At 32.2% G+C, this 20,729-nt stretch carries 15 protein-coding genes and 1 riboswitch; of the genes, 1 reads left to right on the top strand and 14 read right to left on the bottom strand.

All coding sequences use genetic code 11. From position 1 onward, the window contains the following. Positions 1-173, bottom strand: a riboswitch (Lysine riboswitch). Between the two features lie 69 nt (positions 174-242). From thrS to CD035_RS12345, 13 genes are all read right to left on the bottom strand, one after another. Then, positions 243-2,171: a threonine--tRNA ligase gene (thrS, locus tag CD035_RS12405; RefSeq protein WP_048539619.1), complete on the bottom strand. Its 1,929-nt coding sequence runs from the start codon at positions 2,169-2,171 to the stop codon at positions 243-245. Positions 2,172-2,485: 314 nt separating this feature from the next. Further along, a complete protein-coding gene (gene dnaI / locus CD035_RS12400) occupies positions 2,486-3,406 on the bottom strand; it encodes a primosomal protein DnaI (protein WP_048539618.1) in 921 nt (306 codons plus the stop codon). Next, the gene (locus tag CD035_RS12395; protein WP_048539617.1) at positions 3,406-4,788 is read right to left on the bottom strand and encodes a replication initiation and membrane attachment family protein; all 1,383 of its coding nucleotides are present in this window, start codon (positions 4,786-4,788) and stop codon (positions 3,406-3,408) included. Before CD035_RS12395 ends, dnaI begins: the two co-directional genes overlap by 1 nt. 11 nt (positions 4,789-4,799) lie before the next feature. After that, on the bottom strand, positions 4,800-5,258 hold the full coding sequence (gene nrdR, locus CD035_RS12390) for a transcriptional regulator NrdR (protein WP_025904300.1): 459 nt from the start codon (positions 5,256-5,258) through the stop codon (positions 4,800-4,802). 178 nt (positions 5,259-5,436) lie between these two features. Then, positions 5,437-6,471 carry a glyceraldehyde-3-phosphate dehydrogenase gene (locus CD035_RS12385; protein ID WP_048539616.1) on the bottom strand — a complete coding sequence of 345 codons (1,035 nt, stop codon included), beginning with the start codon at positions 6,469-6,471 and terminating at the stop codon, positions 5,437-5,439. A gap of 162 nt (positions 6,472-6,633) precedes the next feature. Further along, a complete protein-coding gene (gene coaE, locus CD035_RS12380; protein ID WP_048539615.1) occupies positions 6,634-7,230 on the bottom strand; it encodes a dephospho-CoA kinase in 597 nt (198 codons plus the stop codon). Between the two features lie 8 nt (positions 7,231-7,238). Beyond that, positions 7,239-8,111 carry a DNA-formamidopyrimidine glycosylase gene (gene mutM, locus CD035_RS12375; protein ID WP_048539614.1) on the bottom strand — a complete coding sequence of 291 codons (873 nt, stop codon included), beginning with the start codon at positions 8,109-8,111 and terminating at the stop codon, positions 7,239-7,241. A 21-nt stretch (positions 8,112-8,132) separates the two neighbouring features. Continuing rightward, positions 8,133-10,754, bottom strand: a complete 2,622-nt coding sequence (polA, locus tag CD035_RS12370) for a DNA polymerase I (RefSeq protein WP_048539613.1) — start codon at positions 10,752-10,754, stop codon at positions 8,133-8,135. A gap of 248 nt (positions 10,755-11,002) precedes the next feature. Then, the gene (gene pnpS / locus CD035_RS12365) at positions 11,003-12,709 is read right to left on the bottom strand and encodes a two-component system histidine kinase PnpS (protein WP_048539612.1); all 1,707 of its coding nucleotides are present in this window, start codon (positions 12,707-12,709) and stop codon (positions 11,003-11,005) included. Next, entirely contained in the window at positions 12,702-13,412 is a 711-nt protein-coding gene (locus CD035_RS12360; protein WP_048539611.1) for a response regulator transcription factor, read from the bottom strand. Before CD035_RS12360 ends, pnpS begins: the two co-directional genes overlap by 8 nt. 144 nt (positions 13,413-13,556) lie before the next feature. Then, positions 13,557-14,489 (bottom strand): malate dehydrogenase, encoded by a 933-nt coding sequence (gene mdh / locus CD035_RS12355; RefSeq protein ID WP_048539610.1) that lies wholly within the window; start codon positions 14,487-14,489, stop codon positions 13,557-13,559. 62 nt (positions 14,490-14,551) lie between these two features. After that, the gene (gene icd / locus CD035_RS12350) at positions 14,552-15,820 is read right to left on the bottom strand and encodes an NADP-dependent isocitrate dehydrogenase (RefSeq protein ID WP_048539609.1); all 1,269 of its coding nucleotides are present in this window, start codon (positions 15,818-15,820) and stop codon (positions 14,552-14,554) included. Between the two features lie 48 nt (positions 15,821-15,868). Beyond that, on the bottom strand, positions 15,869-16,987 hold the full coding sequence (locus tag CD035_RS12345) for a citrate synthase (RefSeq protein WP_048539608.1): 1,119 nt from the start codon (positions 16,985-16,987) through the stop codon (positions 15,869-15,871). A gap of 430 nt (positions 16,988-17,417) precedes the next feature. On the opposite strand from CD035_RS12345, the gene CD035_RS12340 reads away from it, so the two are divergent. Beyond that, positions 17,418-18,773 (top strand): amino acid permease, encoded by a 1,356-nt coding sequence (locus tag CD035_RS12340; protein WP_048539607.1) that lies wholly within the window; start codon positions 17,418-17,420, stop codon positions 18,771-18,773. Positions 18,774-18,968: 195 nt separating this feature from the next. Here the strand turns inward: CD035_RS12340 and pyk are convergent, their stop codons facing one another. Next, complete coding sequence (pyk, locus tag CD035_RS12335; RefSeq protein ID WP_048539606.1) at positions 18,969-20,729, bottom strand: pyruvate kinase; 1,761 nt, start codon at positions 20,727-20,729, stop codon at positions 18,969-18,971.

Below are 20,729 nucleotides of genomic sequence, written 5' to 3'. Positions count from 1 at the left end.
CAAATTGGTAGCACATCACTTAGTGTGACAGTCCAGTATCTATTAAACACTGGCCCAACAAATCATATTATGGATATGATTTGTTTCGGCGATGCACCCTTTCGTTATTTCAACATACGCGCCATTACGCTTCTGAATAATTACTCTTGAGCATCGCAACCTCTAACTCATTACTGAGGAATATTTAATTAAATTTCACTATTAAAACTATACCCGATGATTCCAGAAATTTCAATAGGCTATTACTTTTTTAGTCGAATTTCATCCACAATATTCCAGATAAACTCGTCTTTTTCAACTGTTTTTGAATCTTTTGATCCGTATTGACGTACATTTACTTCTTGGTTTTCAACTTCTTTATCACCAACAACGATTTGGTACGGTATTTTTTGCATTTGAGCTTCACGAATTTTATATCCCATTTTCTCGTTACGGTCATCAATATGAACACGTACACCTTGAGATTTCAATTCATCATTTAATGCTCTTGCATAATCGTAATGTAAGTCAACATTTACAGGTATAATTTCCACTTGTCTTGGTGCTAACCAAAGTGGGAATGCACCTTTAGTTTCTTCTATTAAGAATGCAGTAAATCTTTCCATTGTAGAAATAACGCCCCTATGAATAACAACTGGACGATGTTCTTCACCATCATTACCAATGTAAGTTAAATCAAATTTTTGTGGTAATAAGAAGTCTAATTGCGCAGTAGATAAAGTTTCTTCTTTACCCATTGCTGTTTTAACTTGAACGTCTAATTTAGGACCATAGAATGCCGCTTCACCGATTGCTTCTTCGTATGGTAATGCCATTTCATCGATTACTTCTTTAAGAACTGCTTGCGCTTTATTCCACATTTCGTCATCATCGAAGTATTTTTCTTTATCTTCAGGATCACGATAACTTAATCTGAATGTATAGTCCTCGAATCCGAAATCTTTATACACATCAAGAATCATATTAACAACGCGTTTAAATTCTTCTTTAATTTGGTCTGGACGAACAAAGATATGTGCGTCATTTAAAGTCATACCTCTTACACGTTGTAATCCAGATACTGCACCACTTGCTTCATATCTATGCATCATACCTAATTCTGCTATACGAATTGGTAACTCTCTATATGAATGACGACTATTTTTATAAATCATCATGTGATGTGGACAGTTCATAGGTCTAAGCACAAGTTCTTCATTGCCTAAATCCATTGTAGGGAACATATCTTCGTGATAGTGATCCCAATGTCCAGATTTCTTATAGAATTCTACATTAGCCATAATTGGTGTATAAACGTGGTCATAACCCATAGCGACTTCTTTATCTACAATATAACGTTCTAATTCACGTCTAATAGTTGCGCCATTTGGTAACCATAAAGGTAAGCCAGCACCTACATCTTGATTAGTTGTAAATAATTCTAATTCTCTACCGATTTTACGGTGATCACGTTCTTTTCTTTCTTCTAATACTTTCAAGTATGCTTTTAAGTCTTTTTTATCAAAGAATGCTGTTCCATAAATACGTTGCAACATCTTATTGTTTGAGTCACCTCTCCAATAAGCACCTGCAGTAGATAATAATTTGAATTCTTTAATTTTTGAAGTTGAAGGCACATGTACACCGCGACATAAATCTGTAAATTCACCTTGAGAATAAAGTGTTACATTTTCATCTTCAGGAATAGCATCAATTAATTCTAATTTATATTCATCATTTTTAAAGAATGCTTTCGCTTCATCTCGACTTACAACTTTACGTTCAATTTTAAAGTTTTCATTCACAATTTGTTTCATTTCTTTTTCGATTGTTTCAAAGTCGTCACTAGAAATTTTATGTTCTGTATCTACATCGTAGTAGAACCCACCTTCGATTACAGGACCTACGCCAAACTTCACATCACCATATAACCTTTGTAAAGCTTGTGCCATTAAATGTGCAGTTGAATGTCTTAACACTTCCAAAGCTTCATCGCTTCCAGGTGTAACAATTTCAATTTCCCCATCATTTTCTAAAGGTCTTGTTAAATCTACTAATTGTCCATTAAATTTACCTGCTACAGCTTTCTTTCTTAAACCTGGACTAATGGATTGTGCGATTTCTTCAGTAGTTGTGCCTTGTTCAAACCCTTTCACATTACCATCCGGAAACTTAATATTTATCTCACTCATAACGACTTCCTCCTCTTTTTTATTAAAGAACACAAAAAAGAGACCTCATCCAAAGGGACGAAATCTCTCGCGGTACCACCCTCATTAACGCACTTAACGTATAAGTACGATAACTCTACATAAGATAACGGTCTTGAGCCGAATGTGGATTAACACATCATGTATTGAGGGAGTAACTATTTATATTGCATTATCTCAATTTCAGCTCAATGAGACTCTCTGTGAATGCTTTATAGACGTCATGTCCTCTAAATTTGTATATTCATTTACGATAATTCAATTATACAACTCTACTGTAAAATATCAAGCTAAAATTAAGCGCGATAGTTTTTACCATCTAATTCATATGGTTCAGAGATTGTTTTGATGCGTTCCATAATTCGACTAGCTTTTGTAATCTCTGCACCTTGTCGTGTTTTGCTCAAATGGAATTCTAATTCATCAAAGTTAAAATTCGAACTAAAGAATGTCGGTAATTTATGGACCATTCTATAATGCAATAATGGACCCAATATTTCATCACGAACCCATGGCGTCAGTTCTTCAGCACCGATATCATCTAGCATCAACACTTTAGCTTCACGTGCCGCTTCAAATCGACTACTGAACGATCCATCATTAAATCCATTTTTAAGCACTCTAATAAATTCAGGTAAATATATAATCGTTGAAGGTTGCTTTTTAACTTTTAACTGATTCGAAATTGCACCTAATATATACGATTTACCCGTTCCGAATGGACCATGTATATATAGCCCTTTAACTTCTTCACCTGCTACAATTTTATTACAAATATCCATAGCTTTCTTAATGATTTGCATACGAGACTCATTTTCGATGTATATATCTTTAATTGTCGCTTTCAACGTTTCTTCTGGCATTTGGAATGATGTAACTAAACTTGATTCAAACCTTTGTTCATCGTATTCGATTTTGTTCGGACAAGGTAAGTATCTCGTTTTGATATGGTCATTCTCAATGTATAGTTCAGGTACATGACCTTTCACAAAGTTGATACAAGTGCCATAACTACCACATTTCTCACAACATTTCGATTGATCTTTATACGCTTGTAATTGATCTAAATCTCTATCAATCATTTCGTTCGTTAATTCAGATTGATGTTCTTCTAAAAATGCCTTTACCTCTTTATGAGACAATGTATCTTTTTTAATTTTTTCTAATCGTTTTTGAAAATCTTTATTTTGTTTTAAATGTTGTCCAAGTGGTTCCATTATTGATCACCTTCTTTCCAAAAAGCTTCCATTTCTTTTTGAAGCGCTTGTTTTCTTTTTTCAAACGCAGCATCAGATTCATGATCATTTTGTATTTCTTCTTTAGTTGATTCAGAAGATTTTTGTTTTAATAACCATTCTGGTGTTTTTTCAATTGATTTTAATTTATAAGGGTTATTTGCATTATTTTTACGTTCTTTTTTCTTCTCAGCTTTTTGTTTATCAAGATTTTTAACATAATGATAGGCTTCTTCAGCTGAGGATAATTTAAGTTTCTTCCAATTCGAAGCAATTTCTTCAATATACGATTTCGGTAATTGCATATTATTTTTAAACATTACATACTCTAACAAGATGTTAATAACACCGTATGGTAATTTTTCGCGTGTAATAATATCTTCAACAGTTCTCTTTTGTGCAATTGTCGGTTCAGACTGCGTAAATGATGATAACACTTCTATTGGACTTGTCGTATCCAACAGTTCAAACCAAGACAACAAAGAGTTCACTTCACCGTTTTCAGAATGTATATTTGTTTTAGGTTTTTCTTTTTTTAAATCTAATGTTGGCAGTTCACCTTCATGTTCTATTTGATAGATTGTACGTGCATGTTTTCTTAAATCTTGTAATGAAATCGTTTGGTTTTCTGTAATGGATTTTAAGATAATAGACTTCATTTCAACCGGTGTAATACCATATAAAGTAGCAATTTGTATGATTACTTCTTTTGTCTGTTTACTTAAAATTTCTTTAGAAATAAAATGATTACTCAATAATAATTCTAACATTTCAAAATCAAATTGAACGTCTGACAAATCGAGGCCTTTACTTTTATATTCGGGTCGAATATTGATATCATCTTGTTGTTCAACATTCGTCAACTTTGGCACTTTAAAGACATCAGTAAAGCTCTTTGTTACTTCATGAAAGCCTTCTGTTGTCACACTGTCATCTTTATATCTATTTTTTAACCTAATATATCTCGCCTTACCAATTTGTTGATATAAAAATACAGATAATAAAGGATCATTAAAGAATTGCTCTGCTGTAGCAGGTTGCTCTAATTGATAAATAAATGATTGAGCTTCTTGATTCGTCTTAAAATACGTCTTGAGTAAGCCAATACCTTCTAACAAGTCTAAAGCATCTCTAAAGCTAGACAGATTAATTCTTAAATCATTCATAATTGTATAATGATTATACGCTTCTGTTTCATGATGATAATTAAACTGCGATAAATATAAATAAACACCAATTGCATCAGTTCCAATTAATGGCGTATATAAACTAACTAATATATCTTGATGTACATGTGTATAATTATAATTCGATTTAACATAGAAGCCATCACTTGGCTTGATACCACTAAAATATTCCGCCATTAATACTCACCTTACTTTCGGTCTTTCAATATGCCTTGCATAGACTTTAATAATTGATCGACATCTTTAAATTCTCTATATACTGACGCAAATCTTACATAAGATACTTGATCGACATCCATTAAATGTTCCATAACTTTTTCACCGATATCATTTGAAGATACTTCTGTATTACCTTCAGATCTTAATTCCTTTTCAACTTGATTTGTGATTTCTTCTAATTTTTGATAAGCAACTGGTCTTTTTTCACAAGAACGTACTAAACCGTTTAATATTTTATCTCTATTAAATGTTTGTCTTGCGCCGTCTTTTTTTACGACGATTAAAGGTGTGAGCTCTACCCTTTCAAAAGTTGTGAAACGAAATCCACATGATTCACATTCTCTTCGTCTTCTAATTGCCACTAAATCATCCGCGTGTCTAGAATCTACAACTTTAGAATTTTCATATTTACAGTTTGGACATCTCATTCGTTTCACCCCTCATATACTTATTACATAGGTTGATTATACAGTAGTTTGTTATTTTTTTAAACGCTCACTACTTTTCAAAATGCACTTATAGATACTTAACAGTATTATTATTCAATAAAAAACGTAATGCGGTATTTAATTTACCACATTACGTTTTAAATGTAACTTATATCACTTATGAAATTTTTTGTTCTCTCACTTCTGAAAGTATTTGAGCAATTTGTTCTGCAAGTTCAACAACTCTCATTGAGTAGCCCCATTCATTGTCATACCAAGCGAGTACTTTCACTTTATTATCTGCAATGACCATTGTAGATTGTTCGTCAACGATTGCTGAATGTGGATTCGTTTTGAAATCAATTGAAACAAGTGGTTCATCATTAATATCCATTATCCCTTTTAATGGTCCATTACTAGCTTGACGTAATGCTGCATTTACTTCTTCAACTGTTACATTTTGTTTTAAATCTACAACTAAATCAACAAGTGAAACATTAGAAGTTGGAACTCTTAATGCCATTCCATGCATTTTCCCTTCTAATTCAGGGAGTACAAGTGACAATGCTTTTGCTGCACCTGTTGAAGTTGGAATGATACTATCCGTACAAGAACGTGCTCTTCTCAAATCTTTATGAGGATTGTCTAAGTTCTTTTGGTCATTTGTAAATGCATGTACAGTTGTCATTAAACCATTTTCGATTCCAAATGTATCATTTAAAACTTTGGCTACCGGGCTTAAACAATTCGTTGTACAAGATGCATTTGAAACAATATCAAAATCATTTAAATCAAGTGCATCATCATTTACACCTCTAACAATTGTTTTAACATGGCCACCTTTAGATGGTCCTGTTAAAATAACTTTCTTAGCGCCAGCGTCAATATGTGCAATAGCTTTATCTCCATGATTAAATTTACCAGTTGCTTCTATAACAATATCAATTCCTAAAGTTCCCCACGGTAATAATTTAGGATCTCTTTCAGATACAAGTAAAATTTTATGACCATCAATGATGATGCCATCTTCAACTGCTTTAATTTCTCCATCTAATTTGCCATGTGTAGAATCATACTTAATTAAATGAGCAATTGTTTCTGGTGGATATGAAGCATTAATAGCCACAATATTTAAATCATTTGATTTAAGTGCACCTCTTAAGACCATTCTTCCAATTCTTCCTAAACCATTAATTGCGATATTTTTCTTCATAGTCGAGAACTCCTTTTAATGTGATATACTATTTATTGCAATTAGTATATCACATTAAAAGTTTGTTGAAAACGTTTTCTATTATCTTTTTCTTAAATAAATTAAAAAAGTAGATGAATAACAAATGCTATCCATCCACTTTCATATCAAGCTTATTTAATTTTAAAGATTTAATGCCTTACTTTTAAGTAAATCATTAATATTATGACGTAAGTCGTCTAAAGTTCCATTGTTATCAATAATACAATCAGCTAATGTTTTCTTTTCATCTATTGGTATTTGTGATTGAATTCTTGCTTCTGCTTCTTCATCACTTAACTGATTACGTTCTTTAAGACGTAATATTTGAGTTTCTTGATTTGTATAAACTAACCAAGTTTCATCGACTGTATTTTGCAGTTTGTTCTCAAACAATAACGGAATATCCATTATGACATTTTTACCATTACTTAATGCCTCTTCTTTTTCTTTATCCATTATTGTTCTTACTATCGGATGAATAATATTGTTTAGTTTTTCTCGCATTGTTGGATCTTTGAATACGATAGATCCAACATATTGTCTATTCATTTCACCATCTATAATTGCTTCTTCTCCAAATACTTCTTTAACTTGTTGTAAACCATCGCTTCCTTTTTCGACTGCTTTTCGACTAGCTACATCGGCATCTACTATACAAAATCCTTTATCTTTTAAAATATGAGATACTGTAGACTTTCCAGTTGCAATACCTCCAGTTAAACCTATTACTTTCGCCATTTTTACACCTACTTTTGACAATTTGGACAATAGTGCGTGTTTCTTGTGGCAATGACTTTTTGTAATACTTGCCCACCACATTGGCCGCACACTTTTTTACCATATATTCTATGCTTTTCTTGCATTGTCCCTTTTTCACCATCTGCATTGTAGTAATCAGATATACTTGAACCACCGTTATCGATACCCTCTTTTAACACGTTAACCACTTCATCAAAGACCACTTTACACTCTTTTAAAGTTAAGTCTTTCACTGGTCTCATTGGAAGAACACCTGCTCTTAGCAAAGCTTCACAAGCATAAATGTTACCGCAACCTGAAATAACTGTATGGTCCAATATCGCGACTTTAATTGGTTTATTTATAAATTTATTTGACATTACTTTATTTAAGTAATGTTGGTAAGCTTCTTCAACAAACGGTTCTGGTGCAATCTTTAAGACTGAAGGATATTCACTTAAATCTTCTAATGCTCTTAATTCACCGAACCTTCTAATATCTGTGTAAATAAGCTGTAATCCGTTATCTAATTCAAATATGACGTGCCAATGCTTCCTATGGTTATCAACTTCAATATGATTTAATTCTGGAACTGTAAAGAATGCCCCCGTCATACCAAAGTGACACATAATAACATTGCTATTTTCACCGTTATCTATTTCCATAAAAATATATTTACTTCTACGATATACACTTATAATCTTGTAATGCTCAGTACGTTCTTTGAATAAAGCTAAAGAACTACCTTTAATAATTGTTTCTTTACCTGTCGATTTGCCCAATTCAACTTTTTCTGAAAAAGTTACTTTTTGTATTGTGGCACCGACAATTTTAGGTTCTATCACTTTTTTAACACTTTCTACTTCTGGTAACTCTGGCATATATGATCTTCTTTCCTTTTATTATTTAGCATCATACCAAGTTTGTCCTGAACTAGATTCTACACTTAATGGTACAGATAACTCGAGTGCATTATCCATAATATCTTCTACAAACGGTTGGAATGCTTCTAATTCATCTTCTGGAACTTCAAATATTAATTCATCGTGTACTTGTAATAATAATTTAGCTTTAAAATCTTTATCTTTCATCTTATTCGCAAATTGTACCATTGCTAATTTAATAATATCCGCTGCACTACCTTGAATTGGTGTATTCATAGCTGTTCTCTCAGCAAAACTTCTTAAATTAAAGTTACGATTTGTTATGTCTGGTGTATATCTTCTTCTGTGAAGTAGCGTTTCTACATAACCTTTTTGTTTAGCATCTTGTACGATTGTATCCATGTATTCTTTTACTTTAGGGAAACTATCTAAGTAATCATCAATAAATTGTTTGGCAGCCTTTCTTGTAATACCTAAACTTTGACTTAAACCATAGTCGCTAATACCATATACAATACCAAAGTTAACTGCTTTTGCTTGTCTTCTCATATTTGACGTTACTTCATCTTTACTCACATTAAACACACGCATTGCAGTTGTCGTATGGATATCTTCATTAGCAGTAAATGCCTCTTTCATATGTTCGTCGCCTGTAATATCTGCTAATACACGTAATTCAATTTGAGAATAGTCAGCAGCAAATATTACGTGATTCTCTTTACTTGGTCTAAATGCTTTTCTAATTTTTCTACCTTCTTCTAATCTTATAGGTATATTTTGTAAATTAGGATCAACTGAACTCAAACGACCCGTTTGAGCTAATGTTTGATTAAATCTCGTATGAATCTTCCCTTCAGACGTAATCATTTTTTGTAATCCTTCAATATAAGTAGACTGAAGTTTAGCTAGCTGTCTATAGACTAATATATCTTCAATAATTGGATGTTCATTACGCAATTGTTCTAACACATCAACTGCAGTTGAATAACCTGTCTTTGTCTTTTTAATAATTGGTAGTTTTAAATCTTCAAATAATACGACACCTAACTGCTTTGGTGAATTAATATTGAATTCCGAACCAGCAAGATGATGAATTTGTTCAATCAATTTATCGATACGTACTTTCAAATCTTCTTGCATTTCAACTAAAGTATCTTTATCAACCGTTATGCCGATATATTCCATTTCAGCTAATACACGTGCTAACGGTAATTCCAAGTCATCGTGTAGACTTAATTGATCTTTTTCATCTAGTAATTGAATCATTTTATCTTTTGTTTCATAAACTGCCGTTACCTTTTTAGCGATACTTTCAAAAAGCATATCTTGTTCAGGGACGTGCAACTTTTTACCTTTGCCATATATACTTTCATCATTCGGTACATAATAAATGCCAAATTCTGATACGACTGAGTATACATCATCAATCGTTCTAGAAGGATCTAAAATATAACTCGCTAACATTGTATCGAACTGAATACCATTTATTTCGATACCTAACCTTTTACATAATATAATCGTCTTTTTAGCGTCATATGTTGCAAACGTTACTTGATCATTTTCAAGCCATTGTTGTAATTTTTTATGCTCTTTTAAAACATCAGGAGAAACAACATATGTTTCGTCATTTGCATGAATAGCAAATCCAAGTATATCTGCTTTTAAATAGTTTGCTTCGTTCGTTTCAAAATGAATAGCCGCTTCAGTCACACTATCAAAATCAAAGTCATCAATATGAGTTGAGTATTCAATCTCACGGTCATCTGTTGCTTCAGCACTTGCATCCATTTGATCAAGCAATTGTTTGAATTCTAATGTCTTAAATAACTTTATTTTCTCGTCATTACTTTGATCTGTAAGTTTCAACTCATCTATTGTAACTTCAATAGGAGACTCACGATTAATCGTAGCAAGCTCTTTACTTAACTTGGCATTGTCTTCGTTATCTATTAATTTTTCTTTCATTTTTGATTTCTTTAACTCATCAATGTTTTCATATACACCTTCTACAGTTTCAAACTGTTTCAGTAATTTAATTGCTGTCTTTTCACCAATTCCAGGCACACCTGGTATATTATCTGACTTATCACCCATAAGCCCTTTCATATCAATAATTTGGTTAGGTACTAAACCGTCATATTTTTCAGCGATAAATTCAGGTGTGTAATGATCAATATCTGTTACACCTTTTTTAGTATAATAAATCGTTACATTTTCACTTGCTAACTGAGTTAAATCTCGGTCACCCGTAATAATAATTGTCTTAATATTTTTCTCATCCGCTTCACGAGATAATGTACCGATAATATCATCTGCTTCATAATTTTCTAATTCATAATGTTTAATATGATAACTTTCCACAAGTTGTCGGATATATGGTAATTGGCTTCTTAATTCATCCGGCGTCTTCTCACGACCACCTTTATATTCACTGTACATATTATTTCTGAAAGTTGTTTTTCCAGCATCAAAAGCAACCATAAAATGAGTTGGCTCTTCTTCTTTGATTATTTTATCTAAAATCATTGTAAAACCATATATAGCATTCGTATAAACGCCAGCTTTATTTGTTAATAAAGGCAAAGCAAAAAATGCCCTAAATGATAAACTATTACCATCAATCAGTACCAATTTTTCCACGATAAGATACCTCCATCTTTATATTGATTATATTTTATCATATCTCACTATATAATAAGATTGTTTCGCATAAATAAAACGTTATCATAGTGTAATGATATAAATAGTTAAACCGATATTTAATTTTTCACAAAAAAAAGCGAAATACACAATGTATTTCGCATAATCATCAAAATGAAGGGGTCTATGTTTATTCTATCTCGTCATGATTAATTCAATATGAATAAATTGTAAAGATTATATAAAGATTACTTATTAAAGAGTTTTACAATAAAGTTAGATCCTTTTCCAACTTCTGATTCTACTTTGATTTGCCCATTATGTGCTTCTACAATATGTTTAGTAATGGATAAACCAAGTCCTGTTCCTCCTGAATCTCTACTACGCGCTTTATCAACACGATAAAATCTTTCAAAAATTCGTTTTTGTTCATCTTTAGATATACCTATACCATTATCTTTCACAGAAATGATTTGACCATCATCTACTTCTTTAATCGTTATAATAACTTCACTAGATTTCGGTGAATAACTAATGGCGTTCGTTAATAAATTAATCAATACTTGTGTTAATTTATCTTTATCTCCGTATCCATATACTTCTTTATCGATATGATTTGTAATGTGAATGTCTTTTTTAGAAGCAACATTTGATACTGTGTTAATCGAATGTTCGCCAATTTCTGTTAATGATATTTGTTCTTTCGGTATCTCGCTATTTTGTTCGATTTTTGATAACTCGAGCAAATCTTGAACAAGTGATTGAATTCGATTAGATTCTTCTAACATGATATTTAGGAACATATCTAACGATTCAGGATTATTTTTTGCACCATCTAATAATGTTTCTGCAAATCCTTTTATCGATGTGATTGGTGTTCTTAATTCATGAGATACATTTGCCACAAAATCTTTTCTCATATGTTCTAATTTCTTCAACTTCGTTATATCATGCATAACGACAACTAAACCTAATAGATTTCGTTTTTTTCGAGATAATACTGGAATTGCAGATACTTCAAAAAACTTATTATGAACATCATTGATATACATTTCAATTTGTTCAAACATAGGTTTTTCTAATTTTAAAGCTTCGTTCATCATCTGTATGATCTCAACATTAGGCATTACTTCTTTAAATAACTGCCCTTCAGCATGACTATTTCTGTCAAACAAGTCATGATACGTCTTATTCGCTATTACAATAACACCTTCTCTATCTAACATTAATATTGCACTTGGAATATTTTCTAAAGTCGTTTCCAATCGATTACGTTGCAATTTCTGTTCATTATTTAAATTATCTAATGTTCTAGCAAGTTCATTCGTATTAACAAAAAGTTCTTTCGTTTCTTTCACATTACTTTCTGGCACTCTAACACGATATTTTCCAGAAGCCAATAATTTAGTAGCATATGTCACTTCTTTAATAGGATGTATATAAGAAGTGTTAATATATCGAACGACAAAATAGATTAAAGGTAATGTAAAACATAAGACTAATAATAAATATTTCCAAATATCTTTTTGAATAATCTCTATCGTATCTGTATGTTTAGCAATGACAACTGTATAATCACCATATGTTCTTGCATACATCACTTCAGATTCTGACTTATCTACTGCAAAATATTCATCAAAGGCCTTTGCATCAGATATAGCTTGCTTTTTATTTTGATTAAATATATTTGTATCTTTTTCACTTGATCGATATAACACACGTCCATCTTTTTGCAGTAAAATATCTTGATCAAACACACTCAAAATATCTTTAATATTTTCTGGATTATTTTTTGCAATATCGTATACTTTTTTGGATTCAGTCTTTAATAATTTTTGCTGTTGTTTAGAAATTAAATCGTAACTAGAATTATGAAGGAAAAACCCTAATATAAGAAAACTTACAACAGTAACCGTTGTAAGTATAATTAGTAATTTATTATAGAACTTAATCATTATTCTTTGGTCTTTCTAACTTATAGCCTAAACCTCTCACCGTTTTAATGAATTGAGGTTGCTTAGGGTTTTCTTCAAGTTTATCCCTCAAATGACTAATGTGCACGTCTACTATTCTAGAGTCTCCAGCAAATTCATAATTCCAAACAGAATTCAACATATGTTCTCTAGTTATCACACGACCTTGTCTTTCAATAAGGTAAAGTAAAAGTTCGAATTCTTTTGGTGTCAATTCTAATAATTCATCATTTCTGTACACTTCAAAGAAGTCGGGCCTAATTCTAATTGCACCTAAAATAATATCTTCATCTTCTTCTAAGTTTTTATTTTCAACTTGCCCAACACGTCTTAATATAGCTTTAACACGTGCTACAACTTCACGAGGTGAAAATGGTTTAGTCATATAATCATCTGCACCTAATTCTAGACCTAACACTCTATCAAATTCATCGTCTTTAGCTGTAAGCATAAGAATTGGAACTTGGTTTTTATCTGATCGAATCGTTTTACAAACTTCAATTCCATCTTTCTCAGGTAACATTACATCTAATACTACTAAATCTGGTTTCTCTTCATTTACTTTCTCTAACGCTTGAACTCCATCATAAGCTACAATTACTTGGTAACCAGCTTGTTCTATATTATATTTAAGCAATGTAACGATAGATTGCTCATCGTCTACTACCAATACTTTTTGTGACATTCAAGGTCCTCCTTAAGCGATTTAATATAATTATAACTTAAATTATTAAAAAAATAATGGTTATTTAGAGAACTTTACAAAAAGTTAACACTATCTAAATAAAAGAGACGCATTCAAAGCAGAATGCGCCTTTCAACTGTTATTTTATTGTAAAATATTCTTTACTGTTTCAACAGACTGAGCAGATTCATCAAGTAATTGCTTTTCTTCATCAGTTAAGTCTAACTCGATGATTTTTTCAATACCATTAGATCCTAATACAGTTGGTACACCTAAATAAATGTCTTGATAACCATATTCACCTTCTAAATAAGCAATTGAAGGTAATACTCTCTTTTGATCTTTTAATATTGCTTCTGTCATTTCAATTAAAGCTGCTCCTGGTGCATAGTATGCCGAACCATTACCAAGTAAGTTAACGATCTCAGCTCCACCTTTTCTTGTTCTATCAACAATTTCAGCAATTTTTTCTTCAGATAATAACTTTTCTAAAGGTACGCCACCAGCTGCTGAGTATCTAATAAGTGGAACCATTGTATCTCCATGACCACCTAATACAAATCCTGTTACATCTTTAACAGAAAGATCTAATGCTTCAGCAACAAATGTTCTAAATCTAGCAGTATCTAATACGCCAGATTGACCAATCACGCGCTCTTTCGGAAATCCTGATTCTTTATACACTGTATAAGTCATTGCATCAACTGGATTTGTTAAGACTAAGATAACGCAATTAGGTGAATATTTAACAATTTCTTTTGTTACGGATTTCATAACATTTTGATTTGTTTGTACTAAATCATCACGTGACATTCCAGGCTTTCTTGCAATACCCGCTGTAATAATGACAACATCTGAATCTTTTGTATCTTCATAATTAGCAGTACCTGTTACTTTTGAATCAAAACCTAATACCGGTGCACTTTCTGCAATATCTAACGCTTTACCTTTTGTTGGGTTTTCAGATTGAGGCATATCAACAAGTACAATATCACCTAACTCTTTTTGAGCTGCTATAAATGCAGCTGTAGCGCCAGTAAATCCTGCTCCAATGATTGAAATTTTCTTTCTTGCCATATTGTTCATCTCCTTATAATAAAAGGAAGGTTAATAAATAACCTTCCTCAAATAACATCCTATTATGGTAAATTTTTAATTAATTCATCAGCGAATTCTGAAGATTTAACTTCAGTTGCGCCATCCATTAAACGAGCAAAGTCATATGTTACTACTTTAGAAGCAATTGTAGCTTCAACAGATTGTGTTACTTTGTCAGCAGCTTCTTGCCAACCCAAGTGTTCTAACATTAATACACCACTTAATAATACTGATGAAGGGTTAACTTTATCTAAACCAGCATATTTAGGAGCTGTACCGTGTGTCGCTTCGAAAATTGCATGTCCTGTTTCGTAGTTAATGTTTGCACCAGGTGCAATACCAATACCACCAACTTGAGCTGCTAATGCATCTGAAATATAGTCACCGTTTAAGTTCATTGTAGCTACTACATCAAATTCAGCAGGACGTGTTAAAATTTGTTGTAAGAAGATATCAGCGATAGAGTCTTTAATAATTAATTTACCTTCAGCCTCTGCATCTGATTGTGCTTTATTAGCAGCATCTTTACCTTCCTCTTCAACAATTTTATCATATTGTTGCCAAGTGAATACGCGATCTCCGAATTCACGTTCAGCTAAATCGTAACCCCATTTTTTGAATGCACCTTCAGTGAATTTCATGATGTTACCTTTATGAACTAACGTAACATTTCTACGATTATTATCGAACGCATAGTTAATTGCTGCTCTTACTAATCTTTCAGTACCTTCTTTAGAAACTGGTTTAATACCGATACCTGAAGTTTCAGGGAATCTGATATTTTTAGCACCCATTTCATTTTGTAAGAAGTCTATAACTTTTTTAGCTTCATCTGAACCTTCTTGGAATTCAATACCAGCATAAATATCTTCAGTATTTTCACGGAAAATAACCATATCTGTATCTTCAGGACGTTTAACTGGTGAAGGAACACCTTTAAACCAACGTACTGGACGTAGACAAGTGAATAAATCTAACTCTTGACGTAAAGCAACGTTTAATGAACGAATACCGCCACCAATTGGTGTAGTTAATGGACCTTTAATTGCTATTAAATATTCTTTAATCGTTTCTAAAGTTTCATTTGGTAACCATTCACCAGTTTCATCGAATGCTTTTTGACCTGCTAATACTTCTTTCCATTCGATTTGTTTTTCGCCATTGTATGCTTTTTCTACAGCTGCATCTAATACTCTACTTGCTGCATTCCAGATATCTGGTCCGATTCCATCACCGATAATAAATGGGATGATTGGATTATTTGGAACATTTAAAACGCCTTGATTTGTTGTAATTTTTTCTGCTGTCATTATATGATTCCTCCATCTAAATTTGTTAGTTATATTATATTAATTAAATTAACGGTTTTCAATTGGTTCATATTTACGATCACGTTCACCAGTATATTCAGCTCTTGGTCTCATAATTCTATTTGTTCTGTATTGTTCAAGAATATGAGCTGTCCAACCTGACATACGGCTAATTGCGAAAATTGGTGTGAATAAATCGTGATCAATACCCATGCTGTGATATACAGTTGCACTGTAGAAGTCAACGTTAGGTAATAATCCTTTTTCTTCTTTCATAATTTCAGCAATTCTTAAAGAAATTTCAAACAGTTCTTTTTGACCTGTTTCGTCTGTAATACGACGACTCATTTCTTTTAAGTACTTCGCTCTCGGATCACCATTTTTATATACTCTGTGTCCGAAGCCCATAATTTTTTCTTTGTTTGCGATTTTATCTTTAATGTAATCATCTGTTTTGTCGACAGTACCAATTTCAGTTAACATTTTCATAACTTGTTCGTTAGCACCACCATGTAATGGACCTTTCAATGCGCCAGCTGCTGCTGTCACACCTGAATACATATCAGATAAAGTCGAAACTGTTACACGTGCTGTAAATGTTGAAGCATTAAATTCATGGTCAGCGTGTAAAATTAACGCTTTGTTAAAACCTTCTACCTCAACATCAGTTGGAACTTCACCTCTTAACATATATAGGAAGTTTGCTGCATATGTTAAATCTTTTTTAGGTTTTACAACTTCTTTACCTTGTCTTACGCGAGAGAATGCTGCTACTAAAGATGCAACTTTCGCTTGAATTCTAATTGCACGTTCATAGTTCATTTCTTCATCAAATTTTTCAGCGTCTGGATCGAAATGTGCTAAATATGATAATGAAGTACGTAATCCAGTCATTGGATGAACTTTATCAGTCGCATAATCTTCGAAATGTGTATACATTCTAGGGTTTAAAGTCATATATCCTAGTAGTTTCTCATTTAGTTCTGCTAATTCCTCTTTGTTTGGTAATCTTAAATTCCATAGTAAAAACATGACTTCTTCAAATAAAGCATTTTCAGTTAGATCATCTATTTCATAACCTGCATAAGTTAATTGATTATCTATGATTGAACTAATTTGAGTTTCAGAAGCAATGATGCCCTCTAACCCTTTTGCTACTTGTGCCATAATAATATCCCCCTTACTAAATAATTGCCCATATATGTAATGGCTTTCATCTATCATTATATATAATTTCTTACGATTTGTGAATGCGAAGGACTTTTAAACTTTAAATTCTTTAGTAATTTTAGATGAATAAAAATAAACAGTTGTAATTTTATATTTTTTATAATATTGCTATAGTAAATAAAATATATCTCAAAAACGTGAACACATAAGGATTTACGAGTTAGTAATACCCTATCATTTTAATCAGAATAGGTCATTTCATCGTTCATCCATTCATTTTTATTATTATTATATATGATAAAAATAATAAATCATGATAACAGGTATCAAACAGCTGTTAGACATTCATTTTTTAATTGCTATTTTCTTACAGTAAGCGCATAATAATAACATAAAAGTTTGTTTATGAAAGAGGGATAAAGTTTATATGGCTAACAATTTACAAAGGGAATTAAGCAATAGGCATGTACAACTTATTGCGATAGGTGGTGCTATAGGTACAGGCTTATTCTTAGGTGCTGGCGAAACAATTAGTTCAGCAGGCCCTTCAATACTGCTGACCTATATTATTATTGGTTTAATTTTATTTCTGTTTATGAGAGCTCTAGGGGAAATATTACTCTCAAACACAGATTTTCATTCTTTTGCAGATGTCACGCATACATATATCGGACCATTCGCAGGATATATAACAGGATGGACTTACTGGTTCTGTTGGATTGTCACTGGTATGGCTGAAGTAACTGCAGTAGCAAAATACATAAGTTTTTGGTTTCCTGACATACCAACATGGATTACAGCATTATTTACAATACTCATATTAATGACAATGAATTTAATGACTGCTAAACTATTTGGTGAATTAGAGTTCTGGTTCTCTATTATTAAAATTACAACGATTGTAGCATTAATCGTTGTCGGTATTATCATGATCGTAATGGCATATGAAACACCATACGGTACAGCTTCATTAACACATATTTGGGACCATGATGGTATTTTCCCAAATGGTATGAATGGTTTCTTCTTATCATTCCAAATGGCAGCTTTCTCATTTGTAGGTATTGAATTAATCGGTGTTACTGCTGGTGAAACGAAAGATCCACATAAGACAATACCAAGAGCGATTAACAGTGTACCAATTAGAATTATGCTTTTCTATGTAGGTTCACTTATTATCATCATGTCTATTACACCTTGGGACAAAATCGACCCTGCCGAAAGTCCATTCGTAAAATTATTTGGACTGATTGGTATTCCAATCGCAGCAGCAATTATCAACTTTGTTGTTTTAACAGCTGCAGCATCATCTTGTAATAGTGGTATTTTCTCAAATAGTAGAATGCTTTATGGTTTATCACAAAATGGACAAGCAAACAAAAGTTTCGGTCAAACAAACAAAACTGGTGTCCCTTATAAAGCAACACTATTTAGTTGTTTCTTATTAATGATTTCAGTACTTTTAAACTACGTGATTAAAGATGCTGGTGAAGTATTTAAATATGTAACATCTGTATCAACCGTACTTTTCTTAGTAGTATGGTCATTAATTGTTGTTGCTTATATTAGATATCGTAAAATATCACCAGAATTAAACAAAGCATCTAATTTCAAATTACCTGGTGGTGTTCCGGTAGCATGGATTACATTAATATTCTTTATTTTCGTATTCGTGTTATTAATGACAAATAAAGTCACATTAATCGCTATATTAATTACACCAATTTGGTTTATCATTTTGACAATCATGTACTTTAATCAAAAACGTAAAGTATTTAAATAAAGTAAATAAAAACATCTCATTTACTAAATAAATCAGTAAATGAGATGTTTTTTTGACCCTTTTTAGTTTACTTATTTATATATTATAACGACCCCAGTATTTGCACCTTTGGACTAAACTGCTTATAACAGTATATGCGCATTCATAAATAAAAAAAGAGACTAGGAAATCATATCCCAGTCTCTTTTTTATTTATTATAATACGTTAGCATATCCTTCGAACACTTTGTGTTGTTTTGGATCTAATGTGATTAATGTACCATCTGCTATTTTTTCGCGAGCGCCTTCAACACCAACGATTGTTGCAACGCCTAAGTTAAGACCTACAACTGCTGCGTGTGAAGTTAATCCGCCTTCTTCTGTTACAATTCCTTTAGCATTTTCTAAATATGGAACCATATCAGCATCTGTTGATTGTGTAACAACGATTGATTCACTTAAATCTTTACCTTTTAAGTCGTCAGCAGTATTTGCCACTACAGCTTTACCTACTGTTGAATGATGACCGATTCCTTGACCTTTAGCCAATTCATCACCTACTAAATGAATCTTCATTAAGTTAGTTGTACCTGTTTCACCTGTTGGTACACCTGCAGTAATAATGATTAAATCACCATTATCAACTAAACCTGTGTTAACAGCTGTTGAAACAGCATTATTTAATAATTCATCAGTTGTTTGTTTACCTTTTTTCACAACTGGTAATACGCCCCATACTAATGTCATATGACGTGCAGTTGTTTCATTAGGTGTAACTGCAATAATGTGTGAATGTGGTCTATATTTAGAGATTGTTTGAGCTGTAGCACCACTTTCAGTTGCTGCAACGATTGATTCTACGTTTAAGTTTAAAGCTGTATGTGCAACTGATACACCGATTGCATTAACTAAATTCGTATCGATCATTTTTGAACGATCAGATAATAATTTTTTGTAATCTTGAGCATCTTCGGCAGCTACTGCGATATTTTGCATTGTACGTACTGCTTCTTCTGGATATAATCCTGCTGCAGTTTCACCAGATAACATCACTGCATCTGTACCATCGTAAATTGCGTTCGCTACGTCACTTGCTTCTGCTCTTGTACAACGTGGGTTTCTTTGCATTGAATCTAACATTTGTGTTGCTGTAATAACTGGTTTACCTAATTTATTACATTTTTGGATTAATTGTTTTTGTACCATTGGAACTGCTTCTGGTAAAATTTCAACACCCATATCACCACGTGCAACCATTAAACCATCTGAAACTTGAAGAATTTCATCGATATTTTCAATACCTTCTTCATTTTCAATTTTAGGAATAATTTTAATAACGTTATTTTCTTTTTCTTCTAAAATTGCACGGATATCTAATACATCTGATGGACGTCTTACGAAACTAGCTGCAATAAAGTCTACACCTTCTTCGATACCGAAGCGGATATCACTAGCGTCTTTATCAGTAATACCAGGAAGGTTTACTTTAACACCCGGTAAGTTAACACCTTTTTTATTTTTTAATTCGCCAGTGTTTTGGACGTCACAGTGAACTTCACCTTTAGCGATATCTACTGATTTAACTGTAAGTTCAATTAAACCATCATCAAGTAAAATTGTTGATCCGACTTCTACATCTTCAGCTAATTTTTCGTAAGTAACTGAGAACGCTTCTTTAGTACCTTCTACTTCAGTTGTTTTAACTGTTACTTCACTACCTTTAGTAAGCTCAATTAAACCATCTTTCATGTTATGTGTTCTAATTTCAGGACCTTTAGTATCTAATAAGATACCAATATTTTTATTTAATTTAGAACTTACTTTTCTAATTGTATCTATACGACCTTTATGTTCTTCATGACTTCCATGTGAAAAGTTTAATCTAGCAACGTTCATGCCTGCAAGCATTAATTTTTCTAACATTTCTTCTGATTCTGATGCTGGACCTATCGTACATACAATTTTTGTCTTTCTCAT

This window comes from Mammaliicoccus sciuri (assembly GCF_002901825.1).
Lineage (GTDB): Bacteria > Bacillota > Bacilli > Staphylococcales > Staphylococcaceae > Mammaliicoccus > Mammaliicoccus sciuri.
The sequence above is the reverse complement of the archived record's forward strand: the minus strand, read 5'-3'. Positions and strand labels throughout refer to the sequence as shown.